Annotated in this window: 16 protein-coding genes; 4 read left to right on the forward strand and 12 right to left on the reverse strand. The window is 74.4% G+C overall.

Translation table 11 applies throughout. The annotated features are described in order from the left end of the window. Positions 1–104: 104 nt before the first annotated feature. The gene (locus tag HC251_RS01855; protein ID WP_219943626.1) at positions 105–941 is read right to left on the reverse strand and encodes a DNA-formamidopyrimidine glycosylase family protein; all 837 of its coding nucleotides are present in this window, start codon (positions 939–941) and stop codon (positions 105–107) included. A 25-nt stretch (positions 942–966) separates the two neighbouring features. Then, the gene (locus tag HC251_RS01860) at positions 967–1,389 is read right to left on the reverse strand and encodes an SCP2 sterol-binding domain-containing protein (RefSeq protein ID WP_219943627.1); all 423 of its coding nucleotides are present in this window, start codon (positions 1,387–1,389) and stop codon (positions 967–969) included. 58 nt (positions 1,390–1,447) lie between these two features. Between HC251_RS01860 and HC251_RS01865 the strand changes: the two genes are divergently transcribed. After that, the gene (locus tag HC251_RS01865; RefSeq protein ID WP_219943628.1) at positions 1,448–2,371 is read left to right on the forward strand and encodes a hypothetical protein; all 924 of its coding nucleotides are present in this window, start codon (positions 1,448–1,450) and stop codon (positions 2,369–2,371) included. Between the two features lie 33 nt (positions 2,372–2,404). Here HC251_RS01865 and HC251_RS01870 read toward each other — a convergent pair whose 3' ends face one another. After that, positions 2,405–2,812 carry a RidA family protein gene (locus HC251_RS01870; RefSeq protein ID WP_219943629.1) on the reverse strand — a complete coding sequence of 136 codons (408 nt, stop codon included), beginning with the start codon at positions 2,810–2,812 and terminating at the stop codon, positions 2,405–2,407. A gap of 87 nt (positions 2,813–2,899) precedes the next feature. Between HC251_RS01870 and HC251_RS01875 the strand changes: the two genes are divergently transcribed. After that, complete coding sequence (locus tag HC251_RS01875; protein ID WP_219943630.1) at positions 2,900–3,643, forward strand: class I SAM-dependent methyltransferase; 744 nt, start codon at positions 2,900–2,902, stop codon at positions 3,641–3,643. A gap of 88 nt (positions 3,644–3,731) precedes the next feature. On the opposite strand, the gene HC251_RS01880 is transcribed toward HC251_RS01875, so the two are convergent. After that, entirely contained in the window at positions 3,732–6,071 is a 2,340-nt protein-coding gene (locus tag HC251_RS01880) for a sodium-translocating pyrophosphatase (RefSeq protein WP_219943631.1), read from the reverse strand. A gap of 394 nt (positions 6,072–6,465) precedes the next feature. On the opposite strand from HC251_RS01880, the gene HC251_RS01885 reads away from it, so the two are divergent. Then, the gene (locus HC251_RS01885; protein ID WP_255566566.1) at positions 6,466–7,476 is read left to right on the forward strand and encodes a glycine betaine ABC transporter substrate-binding protein; all 1,011 of its coding nucleotides are present in this window, start codon (positions 6,466–6,468) and stop codon (positions 7,474–7,476) included. 131 nt (positions 7,477–7,607) lie between these two features. Here HC251_RS01885 and HC251_RS01890 read toward each other — a convergent pair whose 3' ends face one another. The 8 genes from HC251_RS01890 to HC251_RS01925 form a co-directional block, all read right to left on the reverse strand. Continuing rightward, positions 7,608–8,492: an ABC transporter permease gene (locus HC251_RS01890; protein ID WP_255566567.1), complete on the reverse strand. Its 885-nt coding sequence runs from the start codon at positions 8,490–8,492 to the stop codon at positions 7,608–7,610. Next, entirely contained in the window at positions 8,489–9,766 is a 1,278-nt protein-coding gene (locus HC251_RS01895; RefSeq protein WP_219943632.1) for a betaine/proline/choline family ABC transporter ATP-binding protein, read from the reverse strand. Before HC251_RS01895 ends, HC251_RS01890 begins: the two co-directional genes overlap by 4 nt. Then, positions 9,759–10,496, reverse strand: coding sequence for an ABC transporter permease (locus tag HC251_RS01900; RefSeq protein ID WP_219943633.1), 738 nt, complete (start codon positions 10,494–10,496; stop codon positions 9,759–9,761). Before HC251_RS01900 ends, HC251_RS01895 begins: the two co-directional genes overlap by 8 nt. A gap of 204 nt (positions 10,497–10,700) precedes the next feature. Continuing rightward, positions 10,701–11,711, reverse strand: a complete 1,011-nt coding sequence (locus HC251_RS01905) for an aldo/keto reductase (protein WP_219943634.1) — start codon at positions 11,709–11,711, stop codon at positions 10,701–10,703. Then, entirely contained in the window at positions 11,708–12,127 is a 420-nt protein-coding gene (locus HC251_RS01910; RefSeq protein ID WP_219943635.1) for a MerR family transcriptional regulator, read from the reverse strand. Before HC251_RS01910 ends, HC251_RS01905 begins: the two co-directional genes overlap by 4 nt. Before the next feature lie 64 nt (positions 12,128–12,191). Next, positions 12,192–13,400: a hypothetical protein gene (locus tag HC251_RS01915; RefSeq protein ID WP_219943636.1), complete on the reverse strand. Its 1,209-nt coding sequence runs from the start codon at positions 13,398–13,400 to the stop codon at positions 12,192–12,194. After that, positions 13,393–14,124, reverse strand: a complete 732-nt coding sequence (locus HC251_RS01920; RefSeq protein WP_219943637.1) for a hypothetical protein — start codon at positions 14,122–14,124, stop codon at positions 13,393–13,395. The genes HC251_RS01915 and HC251_RS01920 overlap by 8 nt, the downstream gene beginning before the upstream one ends. A gap of 7 nt (positions 14,125–14,131) precedes the next feature. Next, entirely contained in the window at positions 14,132–14,350 is a 219-nt protein-coding gene (locus HC251_RS01925; protein WP_219943638.1) for an FmdB family zinc ribbon protein, read from the reverse strand. An 81-nt stretch (positions 14,351–14,431) separates the two neighbouring features. Here HC251_RS01925 and HC251_RS01930 point away from each other — a divergent pair, with 81 nt between their 5' ends. Further along, positions 14,432–15,256, forward strand: a complete 825-nt coding sequence (locus HC251_RS01930; protein ID WP_219943639.1) for a class I SAM-dependent methyltransferase — start codon at positions 14,432–14,434, stop codon at positions 15,254–15,256. The last annotated feature ends 165 nt before the right edge of the window (positions 15,257–15,421 follow it).

A 15,421-nucleotide genomic window follows, 5' to 3' on the forward strand; every position in this document is an offset into this window, starting at 1 on the left:
GAGGGTCAGACTCATTCCGACCGTGGGTCGCGGGAGATCGACGGGGTCGGCCGGGGTCGGAAGGAATCTGACCCCGGCTGGTCAGCGACCGCCGGGCCGGCTGGTCACTTCAGGAACTTGGACGTGGTGTTGTCGGCGAGGACCTTGCCGCCGGTCTGGCACGAGGCGCAGTAGGCGACCTCGTAGCTCCGGTACTCGACGGTGCGCACCACGTCGCCGCAGTCGGGGCACTCCTCGCCCTTGCGGTGGTGGACGGCACCGGGGCGGTCCTTGGAGGCCGACATGTCCTCCCGGCCCCGCTCGAAGGCCAGACCCTCGGAGATGCAGGCCCGCATGGCCTCCACCAGCCGCTCGGCATCGGCACCGTCGAGCTTGCCGCTCATGGCGAACGGCGACAGCCGGGCCCGGTGGCACACCTCGTTGGCCAGCCGTCGGCCGATGCCGGCGATCACGCGCTGGTCCCGTAGCAGGCCGTGGATGCGGCCGTTGGTTGAGTGCAGGATCTCGAGCAGCGCCTCGGGCGTGACCGTGTCGGCCTCGGGCCCGAGGTGGTCGAGCGGCGGCTGCACCTCGGGGTCGCCGTCGATGACCCAGACCCCGGCCTTGCGCTCGGTGCCGGCCTCGGTGAGGAGGAGGGCCCGGCCGTCGTCGAACACCCAGCGGGCCACGCCGCCGCGCGGCTTGGCCGACTGCTTCTCGTCCGGGCGCAGCCGGCCGCCCTGCATCAGGTGGATCACGTAGGTGGCCACGCCGAAGTCGAGCAGGAGGTGCTTGCCCCGCTGGTCGACGTAGGCGAGGGGGTGGTCGACCGCGACCTCGGGGGCGGGGGCGAAGGTCTTCAGGGCGGTGAACGACAGGGCCCGGAACGACGCCAGGCGGGTGCCGGCGAAGGCGCCGTCGAGCCGTTCGGCGTGGGCGCGGACCTCGGGCAGCTCGGGCATCAGCGGCGCGCCCCGTCGGTCCCGGTCACGTCTCGTCCTCGATCGGCATCGGCCCGCCCTGCCCCGACCCGGCTGTCCTCACCACCGCGAAGACGTCGCCCAGCCCGGCCAGGGCCGGGGCCACCTCGAGCAGGCGGGCCACGTCGCCGCCCAGGCGGACCTGGCCGAGGACGAAGGCCGTGCGCGCCGCCACCTCGCCCCGGGCGATCCGCGCGGCGACGGCGGCGTCCTGGCTGAAGGTCACGTCGGGGGCCTCGGGCCATCCCGGTCGCACCGCCACCTCGCCGTCGTCGAGCACCACGTGCCATCGGGTTCGCCGCGCGCCGTCGACCACCTCCTGGGCGATGACGACGTGCCGGCCCACCGCCGCCTCGCGCAGGCCCGGGTCGTCCTGGGCGGCGGCGTGGGCGGCGGCGATCCACTCGTCGGTCCCCAGGGTGGGCGGCATGGCCCCAAACCTAGGAGCACGCCGGGTGCGACCGCACCGCCGCCTACGATCCCGGCCGATGACCGACGTCGCACCCGTCCCCGCCTCCGACGAGGGGCGCCACGCGCCCGGACCCGAGCCGCTCTGGAACGAGTCCTGGTACTTCGACTGGGCCCAGCCCGACGGCAGCCTGGGGGGCTACGTCCGCCTCGGCCTCTACCCCAACCTGGGCGTCGCCTGGTACTGGGGCTGCCTGGTGGGGGAGGGCCGGCCGCTGGTCACCGTGATCGACCACGAGGTGCCGATCCCGACGTCGGGACTCGAGGTCCGCACCGAGGGGTTGTGGGCGGCCCACAACGTCGAGACGCCCCTCGACCACTGGTCGCTCGGGTGCGAGTCCTTCGCCGTCGCCCTCGACGACCCGGCCGAGACCTACGGCGACCTCCGGGGCGACCGGGTGCCGTTCGGCTTCGACCTCGAGTGGGAGACCGAGGGCGGCGTCTACCCGTACCCCGGCATCGACCGCTACGAGGTGCCGTGCCGCGTCCACGGCGAGGTGCTGGTGGGCCAGGAGCGGATCGCCATCGACGGGTCGGGCCAGCGCGACCACTCCTGGGGCGTGCGCGACTGGTGGACCTACCACTGGTCGTGGACCTCCTCGGCGCTCGACGACGGCACCCGCACCCACGCCACCCAGGTCGCCCTGGGCGACGACGAGCTCTTCAGCACCGGCTACGTCCAGCCCCCCGGCGGCACGCCCCGGGCGGTGGGGCACGTCTCCCGGGGCCAGGACCTGGGGCGCGAGGGCCTGCCCGACCGCGGCTGGGTCCACCTCGACGACCTCGAGCTGGCCATCGAGCCGCTCCACTTCAGCCCCGTCCTGCTCACCGGTCCCGAGGGCCAGACGTCGCGGTTCCCCCGCGCCCTGTGCCGCTACCGCGCCGGCGACGGCCGCACCGGCGTGGGCTGGACGGAGTGGAACCAGCCGACGCCCGCCGGCTGACCGGAGGGCCGACCCGCGACGGTCGGCGGCTCCTCAGCGGGCGTCCTGCCGGCTGGGGTGGACCACGGCGTCGGCCTCGATCTCGACCTTCCACCGGTCGTCCAGGAGACGGGCCACCACGACGGTGGTGTTGGCCGGGCGGATGGCGTCGAAGGCCTGGCGGTGTGCCCGGGCCACGGCGTCGAAGTCGGCCGGGTCGACCAGGTAGATGCGGGTGCGGACCACGTCGGTCAGGTCGCTCCCGGCCTCGATGAGGGCGCCCTCGATGATCTCGAGGCAGCGGCGGGCCTGGGCCTCGACGTCGTCGTCGACCGACCCGTCGGCGTTCTGCGGGGCGGTGCCGGCCACCACGACCTGGTCGCCGACCCGCACGGCCCGGCAGTAGCCCATCAGGAGCTCCCACGGTCCCCCGGAGGACACACGACGGCGAGGTTCGTCCACCGCCGGAGTGTACGGCCGACCCTCCTGCTGGTCGCGCCGTTTCCGACGCCGCCTCCTGCGCCGCCCGGGACGGGCCAGACTGCCGCCATGGACGGAGACCGCCCGACCGGCGAGGGCGACGTGTACGCCGCCTCGGCCGGCGCCTACGACCTGATCTACGACGGCATCGGCAAGGACTACCGGGCGGAGGCGGCCGAGGTCTCGGCCCTGGTGCGGGCCCGCTGCCCCGGCGCCCGCACCCTCCTCGACGTGGCCTGCGGGACCGGCGCCCACCTGGTGCACCTGGGCGAGGACTTCGCCGTCGAGGGCGTCGAGCTCAGCGCCCACATGGCGGCCCGGGCTCGCGACCGCCTGCCCGGGGTCCCGATCCACGAGGGCGACATGCGCCTGTTCGACCTGGGGCGCCGGTTCGACGCGGTCACGTGCCTGTTCTCGTCGATCGGCTACACCCGCACCCCCGAGGACCTGGGCCGGGCGGTGTCCGCCATGCGCCGGCACCTGGAGCCCGGCGGGGTGCTCGTGGTCGACGGCTGGCTCAGCCCGGACGACTGGACCGACGGCCACGTCGGAGCGACGGCCGCCACCGAGCCCGGCCGGGCCGTGGCCCGTACCGTGCGGTCGTGGCGGATGGGCCGCACCAGCGTGCTCGAGATGACCTGGGTGGTGACCACCCCGTCGGGGACCGACACCTTCACCGAGCGCCACGAGCTGGGCCTGTTCACCGGCGACGAGGTGCGGGCCGCCTTCGACGCCGCCGGCCTGGTCGACGTCGAGGAGATCCCCGGCGCCGTCGCCGGGGAGCGCTCCCGCTGGGCCGCCACGGCCCCCTGAGCGCTCCCCGGACGCGGAGCGGGCCGGGACCCGACCGTCGAACGGCCAGATCCCAGCCCGGTCCGGCGGGGGTTTGGTGGAGGGTCGGTCAGGCCGCCTCGGCGGCGGCCTCGTCGACCTCCTTGGTGAACACGCCCTTGCTGAAGGCGATGGCACCGACCACCACGAGGGCGGCGACGACGGCGATGGCGATCCCGACGCCCTCGCCCTGCTGCTTGAGCTCGCGGAGGCCGGCCTCGTCGTAGAAGCCGATGATCGCCGGCAGGATCAGCAGCGACACCAGGTTCATCACCTTGATGAGCGGGTTGAGGGCCGGGCCGGCGGTGTCCTTGAACGGGTCGCCGACGGTGTCACCGATGACGGCGGCCTTGTGGGGCTCGGAGCCCTTGCCCCCCTCGGCGCCGTCCTCGATGTACTTCTTGGCGTTGTCCCAGGCACCGCCGGCGTTGCTGAGGAAGTTGGCCATCAGCTGGCCGACGACGATCACCGAGGCCAGGAAGGCGCCGAGGGAGATGGGCCCGAGGCCGAAGCCGATGATGACCGGGGCCAGAACGGCGATGAGGGCCGGCGTGGCCAGCTCGCGGAGCGAGGCGGTGGTGCAGATGTCGATGGCGGGGCCGTAGTCGGGCTTCTTGGTGCCGGCCATGATCTTGCCGTCGGCGAACTGGCGGCGGACCTCCTGGACGACCACGCCGGCCGTCCGGGAGACGGCCCGGATGGCGAGCGAGGAGAAGATGAAGGCGATCGAGCCACCCACCAGGAGGCCGATGAAGACCTTCGGGTCGGCCACGTTGATCGGGTAGGCCTGGTCGCCGATGTCGAGGTTGATCTCCTCGGCGATGGTCTCCCCGTAGGAGGCGAACAGGGCCACGGCGGCGATCACGGCCGAGCCGATGGCGAAGCCCTTGGTGACGGCCTTGGTGGTGTTGCCCACGGCGTCGAGGCTCACCATGATCCGCTCGGGCTCGCCCTCGAAGTGGCCCGACATCTCGGCGATGCCGGCCGAGTTGTCGGCGACGGGGCCGAAGGTGTCCTCGGCCACGATGATGCCGGTGGTCGAGAGCATGCCGATGCCGGCCAGGGCCACCAGGTAGGTGGAGAACTTGAAGCTGCCGCCGCCGAGGGCCAGGGCGCCGCCGATGGCGACGGCCACGGCGACGAGGCCCCACACGGCCGACTCGAGGCCCAGGCTCATGCCCTCGAGCACGGTGGTCGCGGGGCCGGTGCGGCTGGCCTTGGCGATGTCCTGCACGGGCTTCTGCGTGGTCGAGGTGTAGTAGGCGGTGATCTTGGAGGCGGCGAAGCCGAGGACCACGCCGACGACGATGGCGCCGAACATGCGGGCGCCGGGCTGGGAGATGGTGGCGCCGTCGGGGTTGCCCACGTAGGCGAAGGCGAGGACGGCAGCGCCGAGGATCGAGATGGCCTGGGCGATGGTGATGCCCCGGTTGATGATCTTGAGGGCGTCGTCCTCGCCGGGACGGGCCTTGGCCAGGTACAGGCCGATGGTCGAGGCGACCAGGCCGATGGCCATCACGCCCACCGGGAACACGAGGCCCCGGGCCGAGACGTCGGGGCCCAGCCCGATGCCCTGGAAGGCGATGACGCCGAGGATGATCGAGGCGACCAGGACCACCCCGGAGCTCTCGAACAGGTCGGCGGCCATGCCGGCGCAGTCGCCGACGTTGTCGCCCACGTTGTCGGCGATGGTGGCCGGGTTGCGGGGGTCGTCCTCGGGGATGCCGGCCTCGACCTTGCCGACCAGGTCGGCGCCCACGTCGGCCGCCTTGGTGAAGATGCCGCCGCCGACCCGCAGGAACAGGGCCAGGAGCGAGCCGCCGAAGCCGAAGCCGACGAGCATGGCGGTCGAGGTGTTCTGGAACACCAGGATGATGCCGGTGGCACCGAGCAGCGCCAGGCCGGCGGTGGCCAGCCCGACCACGCCGCCGGTGCGGAACGCGACGGCGAAGGCGCCACCGAAGTCGGAGCGCACGGCGGCGGCGGTGGTGCGGACGTTGGCCTTGGTGGCCAGCCACATGCCCAGGAAGCCGATCGCCGCCGAGGACACCGCCCCCACGAGGAACGAGAGGGTGCGGAACAGGCCGGACTGCACGAAGCTCAGCGCGACCTCTCCACCGTCCTTCTCGATCTTGGTCGAGGTCAGGAACACGACGATCGCCAGCGGGACGACGATGACCGCGATGGTGCGGAACTGGCGCGTGATGTACGCCATGGCCCCCTCGTGGATGGCGTCGGAGATGTCGGTCATCTCCTTGGCGCCGGCGTCGGCCTTGAGGACGCCCTGCATCATGGCGAAGGCGACGCCGAGGGCGCCGAGGGCGACGAGGAGCGAGACGATCAGCACCGTGGTGTCGGTGCCGCTCAGGTCGAAGGCCTGGTAGCCACCCTCGGCCAGGACGTGGGACATCGGGTCAACCTCTCGTGGGGTCGTCGCCCCACCGGGTGAGGGGCGCACGTTCGCTGCCCGGGCGCGTCGATCGTGCAGCCGCCGGGCAGCGGCGCCCTTGCTACCCGTCTCGGTGTGACCGGTGCAAAACCCCGGCGCCGCCGTCGCCGTCGTCCCCCGGTGCGGGACGAGCCCAATGTCACGGTTCTGTCTCAGTTCGGCAGGAGCGCTGCTCTCGTCGCCCCGGCTGCCCTACGGTCGAGGCACGCCCCGGCGGCTCCCCCGCCGCGCCGGCGCGGTCTGGCTGGTGCCGTGACGGCACCCCGGCCCCGGCGCACTGGGGGGACCCCAGGGGGGACGAGCGGTCCCCTCTCGCGCGGCGCGCCAGCGACCACCGACTGAGAGACATCACCCCATGCGAGATCACCTGACGACCCGACTGCTGGCCCTGCCGCTGGCCGCCCTGCTGGCTCTGGCCGCGGTCGGCTGCGGCGGCGACGACGACTCCGGCGACGGCGGCGACGGCGGTGGGGGCGGGAGCGACACCAGCGCCACCGGCGCCCTGGCCGACGTCGACTTCGAGGGCGCGGCGATCACCGTCGGCTCCAAGGACTTCGACGAGAGCATCCTGCTCGGGACCATCATGGTGACGGCGCTGGAGGAGACCGGCGCGGACGTCACCGACTCGACCAACACCGGCGGCACCAACGTGGCCCGCGATGCGCTCCTCAACGGCGACATCGACGTCTACCCCGAGTACAACGGCACCGGTTGGACCGAGCACCTGGGCAACGAGGACCCCTCCGACGACCCCACCGAGCTCTACGAGGTTGTCCGCGACGCCGACCTCGAGCAGAACGACATCCACTGGCTCGGCAGCTCGGAGTTCAACAACACCTACGGCTTCGCCACCAGCAGCGACTTCGTCGAGGAGAACAACGACGGCGAGCCGTTCACCTTCGAGACGATGGCGGCCCACCTGGAGGAGAACCCCGACGCCACCGTGTGCATGGAGACGGAGTTCCCGGACCGCTCCGACGGCCTGGTGCTGTGGGAGGAGGAGACCGGCTACGAGATCCCCGAGAGCCAGATCACCATCCTCGACACCAACGTCATCTACACCGAGACGGCCAACGGCACCTGCGACTTCGGTGAGATCTTCACCACCGACGGCCGCATCGGTGGCCTCGAGCTGGTCCTCGTCGAGGATCCCGGCGCCATGATCATCTACAACGTCTCCTACACGGTGCGAGACGACGCCTACTCCGAGAACCCCGAGGCGTGGGACACCGTCGCCGAGGCGATCCTGGAGGGCCTCGACCAGGACACCATGAACGAGCTCAACGCCCGGGTCTCGTTCGAGGGCGAGGACGTCGAGGACGTCGCTCGCGACTACCTCGTGGACCAGGGCCTCATCGAGGGCTGACCCCCCTCACGGACGTGACGAGGGCGCCCCACGGGGCGCCCTCGGCGCGTCCCGGGCCGGCGCCACCGACGTGGTGCCCGAACCGCCGACCGGTGCCGGCCACCGGTCGGCGGTCCCGGTCGGCGGTTCGCTCAGAGGCCTCGGGGGCGCAGGACCCGCTCGACCACGGCCGCCACCCAGTCGATGGTGAGGGCCAAGATGGCGACCATGCCGGCGCCGGCGACGGTGATGAGGTCCCGCCGGAGCTTCAGCCCGGAGTTGATGGTGATGCCGAGCCCGCCGCCGCCGACGAGGAAGGCGAGGGCGGCCATGCCCACGTTGATCACCAGCGCGGTGCGGACGCCGGCCAGGATGATCGGGACCGACAGCGGCAGCTCGATCCGGAGCAGCACCCGCAGGCGGCTCATCCCCATGCCGCGCCCCGCCTCGATGATCGCCGGGTCGACCTGCTCGATGCCCACCATGGTGTTGCGCAGCACGGGGAGGAGGGCGAAGACGACCAGGGCGGTCACCGCCGTGCGGAACCCGGTGCCCTGCCAGGCGTAGAAGATGATGAAGAGCCCGTAGGCGGGGAGGGCCTGGCCCACGTTGGCGACGGTCAGCACACCGGGGGACACCCGACCGAGGAGGGGCCGGAGCGGCCACGGGAGCGGGCGGCGCCCCGCCTCGGGGGCGTCGCGGCGGAACACCGGGCGGGTGAGGACCACGCCCAGGGGGACGGCGATGAGCAGCACCAGCACCGTCGACCACAGGCTCATGCTCAGGTGCGTCGTCAGCTGGGGCCACAGCTTGCTGCCCCAGTCCAGGGCCGAACGCTCGGCCGAGTCCTTCTCGGCGCTCGCCACGTAGCCGTAGAGGGCGCCGCCGACGAGCAGGAGGAAGAAGGGCGTCCCGATCAGCACGCCGAGGCCGCGGGCCCCGGTGGTGGCGGCCGCGGCGGTGCCCGCCCGGGCGTCGCCGTCGGACTCGGGCGGGGCTCCGTCGGCGACGGCCGGAGGGGCCGTGGGGGCGGTCACAGGGGCAGGTCCGGGTCGACGTTCCCGCCGCGCGCCCCGCGCGCCCGGTAGTGGGCCCGGGCCTCCCGACGCATGCGGGCGATGGCCTCGGTCAGCTGCTCGATCTGGACCACGCCCCGGAAGCGGCCCCGCTCGTCGGTGACGACGGCACAGCCGATGCTCGAGGTCAGCATGGCCTCGAGCGTGTCGTGCAACGTGGCGTTGGGCTCGACGGTGACCTTGACCGGCAGGCCGAGCGACGTGAGGGGGCGGTCGGTCCGATCGAGGTCGTCGCCATCGACCCAGCGCACGGGACGCTCGTCGACGTCGAGGAGGAGGAGCCACTGCTGGTGCGCGGCCTCGAGCAGGGCCGTCGCCCGCGCCCGGCCCACGTCGATGCCGGCGACCGGGAACCCCGCGGCGTCGAGGTCGAGGTCGCGCACGCGCTCGAAGTTCAGGCCCTTGAGCGTGGCGCCGCTGCCGATGAAGTCCTCGACGAAGTCGTCGATCGGCAGCGAGAGGATGCGCTGGGGGGTGTCGAGCTGGGCGATGCGGGACCGGTCGCCGAGGATGGCGATGCGGTCGCCCATCTTGATCGCCTCGTCGATGTCGTGGGTGACGAAGACGATGGTCTTCTTCAGCTCGCCCTGGAGCCGCAGGAACTCGTTCTGCAGGCGGTCGCGGGTGATGGGGTCGATGGCGCCGAAGGGCTCGTCCATCAGCAGCACGGGGGGGTCGGCGCCCAGGGCTCGGGCCACCCCCACCCGCTGGGCCTGACCGCCGGAGAGCTCCTTGGGGAAGCGGTCCCGGAACTGGGTCGGGTCCAGTCCCACCATGTCGAGCAGCTCGTCGACGCGGGCCTTGGTGCGGGCTCGGTCCCACCCGAGCATCCGGGGCACGGTGGCCACGTTGTCGGCGATGGTGCGGTGCGGGAACAGCCCCACCTGCTGGATCACGTAGCCGATGCTCCGACGGAGGTGGTCGGCGTTGACCCGGGTGACGTCGCGGCCGTCGAAGACGATGCGCCCCGCCGTGGGCTCGATCATCCGGTTGATCAGGCGCAGGGTGGTGCTCTTGCCGCAGCCCGAGGGGCCGACCAGCACCAGGACCTCGCCGCGCGGGATGTCGAGCGTCAGGGACTCCACGGCCGGGACCGAGGACCCGGGGTAGGTCTTGGACACCCCGTCGAGCCGGATCATCGGCTCCTCCCGGCCCGCGGCAGGGCTGCTGGCGGGACCGTGATCCTCGGTCGGGGCGATCACGTCCTGGTCGACGTCGGTCGGATGGTCAGGCATCGAGGGCCTCCTGGGGGGTGGCCCGGGTGCGGCGACGCTCGAGCAGGCGGGTCGGGACCTCGCTGGCGGCGGCGATGAACCGGGGCGAGAAGATGCGGACGAGCAGGGCGAGGGCGAGGTCGAGCACGAGGGCGACGGCGACGACCATCACGGTGCCGGCCCAGATGGCCTCCATCGACCCGGGCAGGCCGAGGCGGTTGAACCCCTCCTTGATCAGGTCGCCCAGACCGCCGCCGTTGACGAGGGTGGCGATGGCCGCGATGCCGGTGACGAGCAGGGTGGAGACCCGCACGCCGGTGACGATCACCGGCCAGGCGAGCGGGAGGCGGATCTGGAGGAGCCGTCGGCCCCAGCTCATCCCCATCCCGCGGGCCGACTCCTCCACGGCCTGGTCGACCGAGTCCAGCCCGGTCACCGTGTTCCTCAGGATCGGGAGGATGGCGTAGAGGAACAGCGCCACCCGCGGTGGCCAGTAGCCGATGCCGAAGATGGGGATGAAGAGCGTGAACAGCGCCAGCGACGGCACGGTGAGGAGCACGCTGGCGACGATCAGGGCCGGCTCCCGGGCGAAGGCCAGGCGGCGGGTGTCGACGGCGATCCCCAGGGCGACGGAGAAGACCGTGGCCGCCACCATCACCTGGATCACCATGGTGGCGTGCTCCACGGTGAGGGCCCAGATGGCGGACCAGTCGTCCGCCATGAACTCGAGCCAGCTCTCGAAGCCGCTCACTGGTCGCGCCTGCTGGGGGGCCGCGCCGACGCGGCCGAGGCGTCGTGCCTCATGGTCTCCTCGCCGCCGGTCGATGGTTCGCCCGGACGGCGTCCGACCCTAGTGGTGCCCCTCCGGGGCCCTCCGTCACAGATCCGTCACGATTCGGCGCCGGAGGGCGACGGGCTCCCGGGTCCCTCCCGGGTCCCGCCCGGGCCCGACCGGTCAGGCCGGCAGCGGCGGGGTGGAGCGGTTGATCCAGCTCTCGTCGGGTGAACGGGGCTGGTCGACGCGGAGGGCGTCGAGCCGGGCCCGGTCGTCGTCGGTGAGCTCGACCGCGGCGGCCCCCACGTTCTGCTCCAGGTAGGAGACCCGCTTGGTGCCCGGGATGGGCACCACGTCGTCGCCCTGGGCCAGCACCCACGCCAGGGCGACCTGGCCGGCGGTGCAGCCGTGGTCGGCGGCGATGCCCTCGACGACGTCGACCACGGCGCGGTTGGCGGCCAAGGCCTCGTCGGTGAACCGGGCCTGGCCCCGGCGGAAGTCGCCGTCGGCCAGCTCGTCGCGGCGGGCGATGGCCCCGGTGAGGTAGCCGCGCCCCAGCGGGCTGTAGGGCACGAGGCCGATGCCGAGCTCGCGGCAGGTGGCCAGGATCTCGCCCTCGATGTCGCGGCTCCAGATCGAGTACTCGGTCTGGAGCGCCGTGATCGGGTGGGTGGCGTGGGCCCGGCGGAGGGTGTCGGGGGAGGCCTCGGACAGCCCCAGGTGGCGGACCTTGCCCGCGGCGACAAGCTCGGCCATGGCCCCCACCGTCTCCTCGATGGGGATCGAGGTGTCGGGGCGGTGCAGGTAGTAGAGGTCGACGTGGCCCAGGCCGAGCCGCCGGAGCGAGCCGTCGACCGCCTCCCGGCAGTACGCCGGCGACCCGTCGACGTCCATGACGACCCGGTCGCCCTCGATCCGGGGGCGGATGCCGAACTTGGTGGCCAGCACCACCTCGTCGCGCCGGCCGGCGATGGCCCGCCCCACCACCTCCTCGGAGGTGTGGGGGCCGTAGACGTCGGCGGTGTCGAGGAGCGTCACGCCCAGGTCGAGCGCCCGGCCGATGACCTCGTCGGGCGCGGTCTCCTCGAAGGCGCCGTAGATGGGGCTGAAGCTCATGCAGCCGAGCCCGATGGCACCGACCTCGAGGCCGGACCGGCCCAGCGTGCGGAGGCGAAGGCGATCCGGGGTCACCCGCAGCTCCCGGTCGCGCCGAGGGCGCCGCCGTACATCTCGATCTTCATCTCGATGACGGCGAGGGCACCGTCGAGCTCGGCTCGCCGGGCGATGACCGCGTCGCGGTGCGCCTCCATGATCGCCAGGCGCTCGGGCTCGGTGGTGGGGCCCTCGGCCACCAGGGCGACGTAGCGCTGGATCACGCGGATGGGCATCTCCGAGCTGCGCATGCGGGTGATGAACACGACCCGGCTGACGTCGGCCTCGCGGTAGCGCCGGCGTCCGCCGGTGTCGCGGGGAGGGGCGAGGAGGCCCTCCTTCTCGTAGTACCGGAGGGTGTCGTGGCTGACGCCGGTGCGCTCGACCACCTCGGCGATGCTGAGCGTGGGCTCGTCGAGGGCGCGGACCGGGTCCAGGGTGTCGGTGGCGGGCATCGGGGACGACCGTACGACCTGGAGGGCACTCCAGGTCAAGGGGCCCCGTCCGCGCCACGGTCGGTCAGGACCCGGGGGACCGCCGCGACCGGCCCAGGGCGGCCCGCACCTGGGCGCCGATGGCCCGCCGGCGGGCCCGCGCCCCTGCCCCCGCGGCGCGCAGCCGGGCCCCGGCCCGTCGTCGGGCCCGCCCGACGCGGCCCACGACCGATCGGAGGGGGGTCGCGACCGTCCGGGCCGCCGAGCGGACCGCAGCGGCGGCCGATCGCAGCGCCCGCCGGGCGGCCCGCCCCGGACGGGCGAGGGCACCGACGAGGGCCCGGGCCGCGTCCACCGCAGCCCGGGCCGCGGCGCGGAGGGGCGGCCCCACGAGATCGACCGCCCGACGCATGGCCCCGGCCACCGCCCGCCCGGCTGCGACCGTGGCCCGCCACCCCGCCCGCAGCGGCCCGACGAGGGCCCGCCCGAGGGTGCGGGCGAGCCCTGCGAGCCGGCGGCCCAGGCCGGTGACCAGGGCCCACGCCGCCCGCAGGGGGCGGACGAGGGCGCGGCCCAGGGCGCGGAGGGCGGCGGCGATGCGACGGGTGAGCCCGGCGAGGGCGGCCCAGGCCAGTCGGAGGGGCCGGGCGAGGGCGCGACCGAGGGCGCGGAGGGCGGCGGCGATGCGACGGGTGAGCCCGGCGAGGGCGGCCCAGGCCAGTCGGAGGGGCCGGGCGAGGGCGCGACCGAGGGCGCGGAGGGCCACGGCGATCCGCCGGACCACGCCCCGGACGGCCCGGGCGACGCTGCGCAGGACGGTCCGCAGGGCGACGGCGATCCGTCGGGCCAACCCGGCGAGGGCGGCGCCGGCCAGGCGGAGGGGGCGGACGAGGGCGCGGCCCAGGGCGCGGAGGGCGACGCCGGCGCGGCGGGCCAGCCCGGCGAGGGCGTCCCAGGCCACCCGGAGCGGTCGGACCAGGGCCCGACCGACGGCGCGCCCGGCGGCGACGAGGCGGCGCCCGGCCGCCGCCAACGCGTCCCGCACGGCGCGGAACGGCCGTACCAGGGCCCGGCCCACGGCCCGCAGGGCGCGGGGCACGGCCCGGCGCACCGCCCCGCCGAGCTCCCACACCACGACGAAGGGGGCGAGGAGCCCGGCCAGCACGGTCGACCCGAGGCCCCCGGAGGCCTCGCCCGGCCCCGTCTCGGGAGGCCGCCCCGGGTCGTCGAGGCCGGTCGGCGGTGGCGCCTCGGGTTCGGGGCGGCGGGCCGCGGACCCGTCCGCCTCACCCACCTCCCGGCTCGGGGCGGCGGTCGGCGGACAGCTGGCGGAGGCGGTCCGCCGACGAGGCCCCCTCGATGCGGTCCACCTCGTGGCGGGCGGCCAGCCGGGCCCGGCGGCGCTCGAGGTCGTCACGGCCGACCGTGGTGGCATCGGCCTCGACCCCGGCCACCAGGGCCGCCAGCGCCTCCGCCCGCTCGACGACGAAGGCGCGCTCCTCGTCGTCGTGGGGGGTGCCGCCACCGAGCACGGCGGCGACGTCGGCGATGGCGGCGTGGGCGGCGGCGCGCTCCTCGGCGCCCACCGCGTCCGGGGTCGCGGCGACCACGGCGAACAGGGCGCGGTGGGCCGCGACCAGGTCCGCCACCGGCCCGGGTGTGACCCGGAGGGGGAGGCCGGCGCCGACGGCCTCCTCGCGGCGCGCGGCCAGCCGCTGGCGCTGCGCCCGTCGCCACAGCGATCGGGCCGGCAGCACCGACCCCAGCAGGACGGCCGCCACGCCTGCGGAGAGGAGGACCGTGGAGGGCACCACGATCCCGGCGACGACGGCGCCGCCGCCGCCCGTCGCCAGCACGGCGTCGGCGACCCCCGGACCGCCCTCGTCGTCGGGGCCGAAGAGCTCGTCGAGCAGGGCGTCGACCTCGTCGGGGCTCCGGGACCCGGGGACGACCCGGAGGGGGCCCGGGGCCTCGGGGACCACGACGACCTCATCGCCGACCGCGTCCCGCCTCCTCACGGCGCGATCAGCCGCAGCCGCAGGCCCCGCCGCAGCACCCGCCGCCGCCCACCGGCGCGGGGGCGGGTCCGGCGGCGGACCGTCCGACGCTGGCGACGGGGGAGAAGACCCGGCGGGCCTCGCCGTGACCGGCCGGGCAGGGCACCGGCCCTGCCGGCGCGGTGATGGACCGCTCGACCTCGAACCGCTCGGTGCACGTCGGGCACCGGTACTCGTAGCGCGCCATGCCCGGAGGCTACCGCTGGCGCCGGCCGCGCTCGGCGGCGACCGCACGGCCGAGACCGCCGGGGGCGGGCACCATGGGCTGATGGACGAGTCGATCGCCGGCAACCGGGCCCACTGGAACACCACCGCCGACCACTGGGTGGCGCCCGGTCGGCGCAGCTGGTCGACCGACGAGGTCACGTGGGGAACCTTCGGCGTGCCCGAGGCGGACCTGGGGGCCCTCCCCGACGTGACCGGGCGCGACGTGGTGGAGCTGGGCTGCGGCACCGGGTACCTGTCGGCCTGGTTGGCCCGGCGGGGGGCGGCCTCGGTGGTCGGCGTCGACCCGACCGAGGGCCAGCTGGCCTCGGCCCGGCGGTTCCAGGCCGAGTTCGCCCTCCCGTTCCCGCTGGTCCAGGCGGCCGGCGAGGCCGTCCCGCTGCGCGACGCCAGCTTCGACGTGGCCGTGTCGGAGTACGGCGCCGCCATCTGGGCCGACCCCCACCGGTGGCTGCCGGAGGCGGCCCGGCTGCTGCGCCCCGGCGGCGAGCTGGTGTTCCTCGGGAACTCGGTGGTCTTCATGCTCTGCTGCCAGGACGACGACAGCCCGCCGACCGAGCAGATGCGGCGGCCCCAGCGGGGGATGGGCCGGTTCACCTGGCCCGACGACCCCTCTGTCGAGTTCCACCTCTCCCACGGCGACATGGTCCGGCTGCTGCGGGCCAGCGGGTTCGAGGTCCTCGACCTCATCGAGGTCTACGCCGGCGACGACGTCGCCGACGCCACCCTGTGCAGCGGCGAGGTCGAGTTCGTGTCGGCCGAGTGGGCTCGCCGCTGGCCCGTCGAGGAGATCTGGCGCGCCCGCAAGCGGGACGAGGTGTCGCTGGCGCGAACAGAACGACCGTCGAGGCGGCCACCGCCGTTCTGACACCGCTCTCGGCCAGCCGTGTCGCCTGGCGCGAACAGAACGACGGTCGAGGCGGCCATCGCCGTTCTGACACCGCTGCCGGACACCGATGTCGCCTGGCGCGAACAGAACCGGGGATGGCGACGGAGGTCGTTCGATGCGCGTGACCGCACCAGCCGGCGCACG

It is taken from the genome of Iamia sp. SCSIO 61187 (assembly GCF_019443745.1).
Taxonomy (GTDB): Bacteria; Actinomycetota; Acidimicrobiia; order Acidimicrobiales; family Iamiaceae; genus Iamia.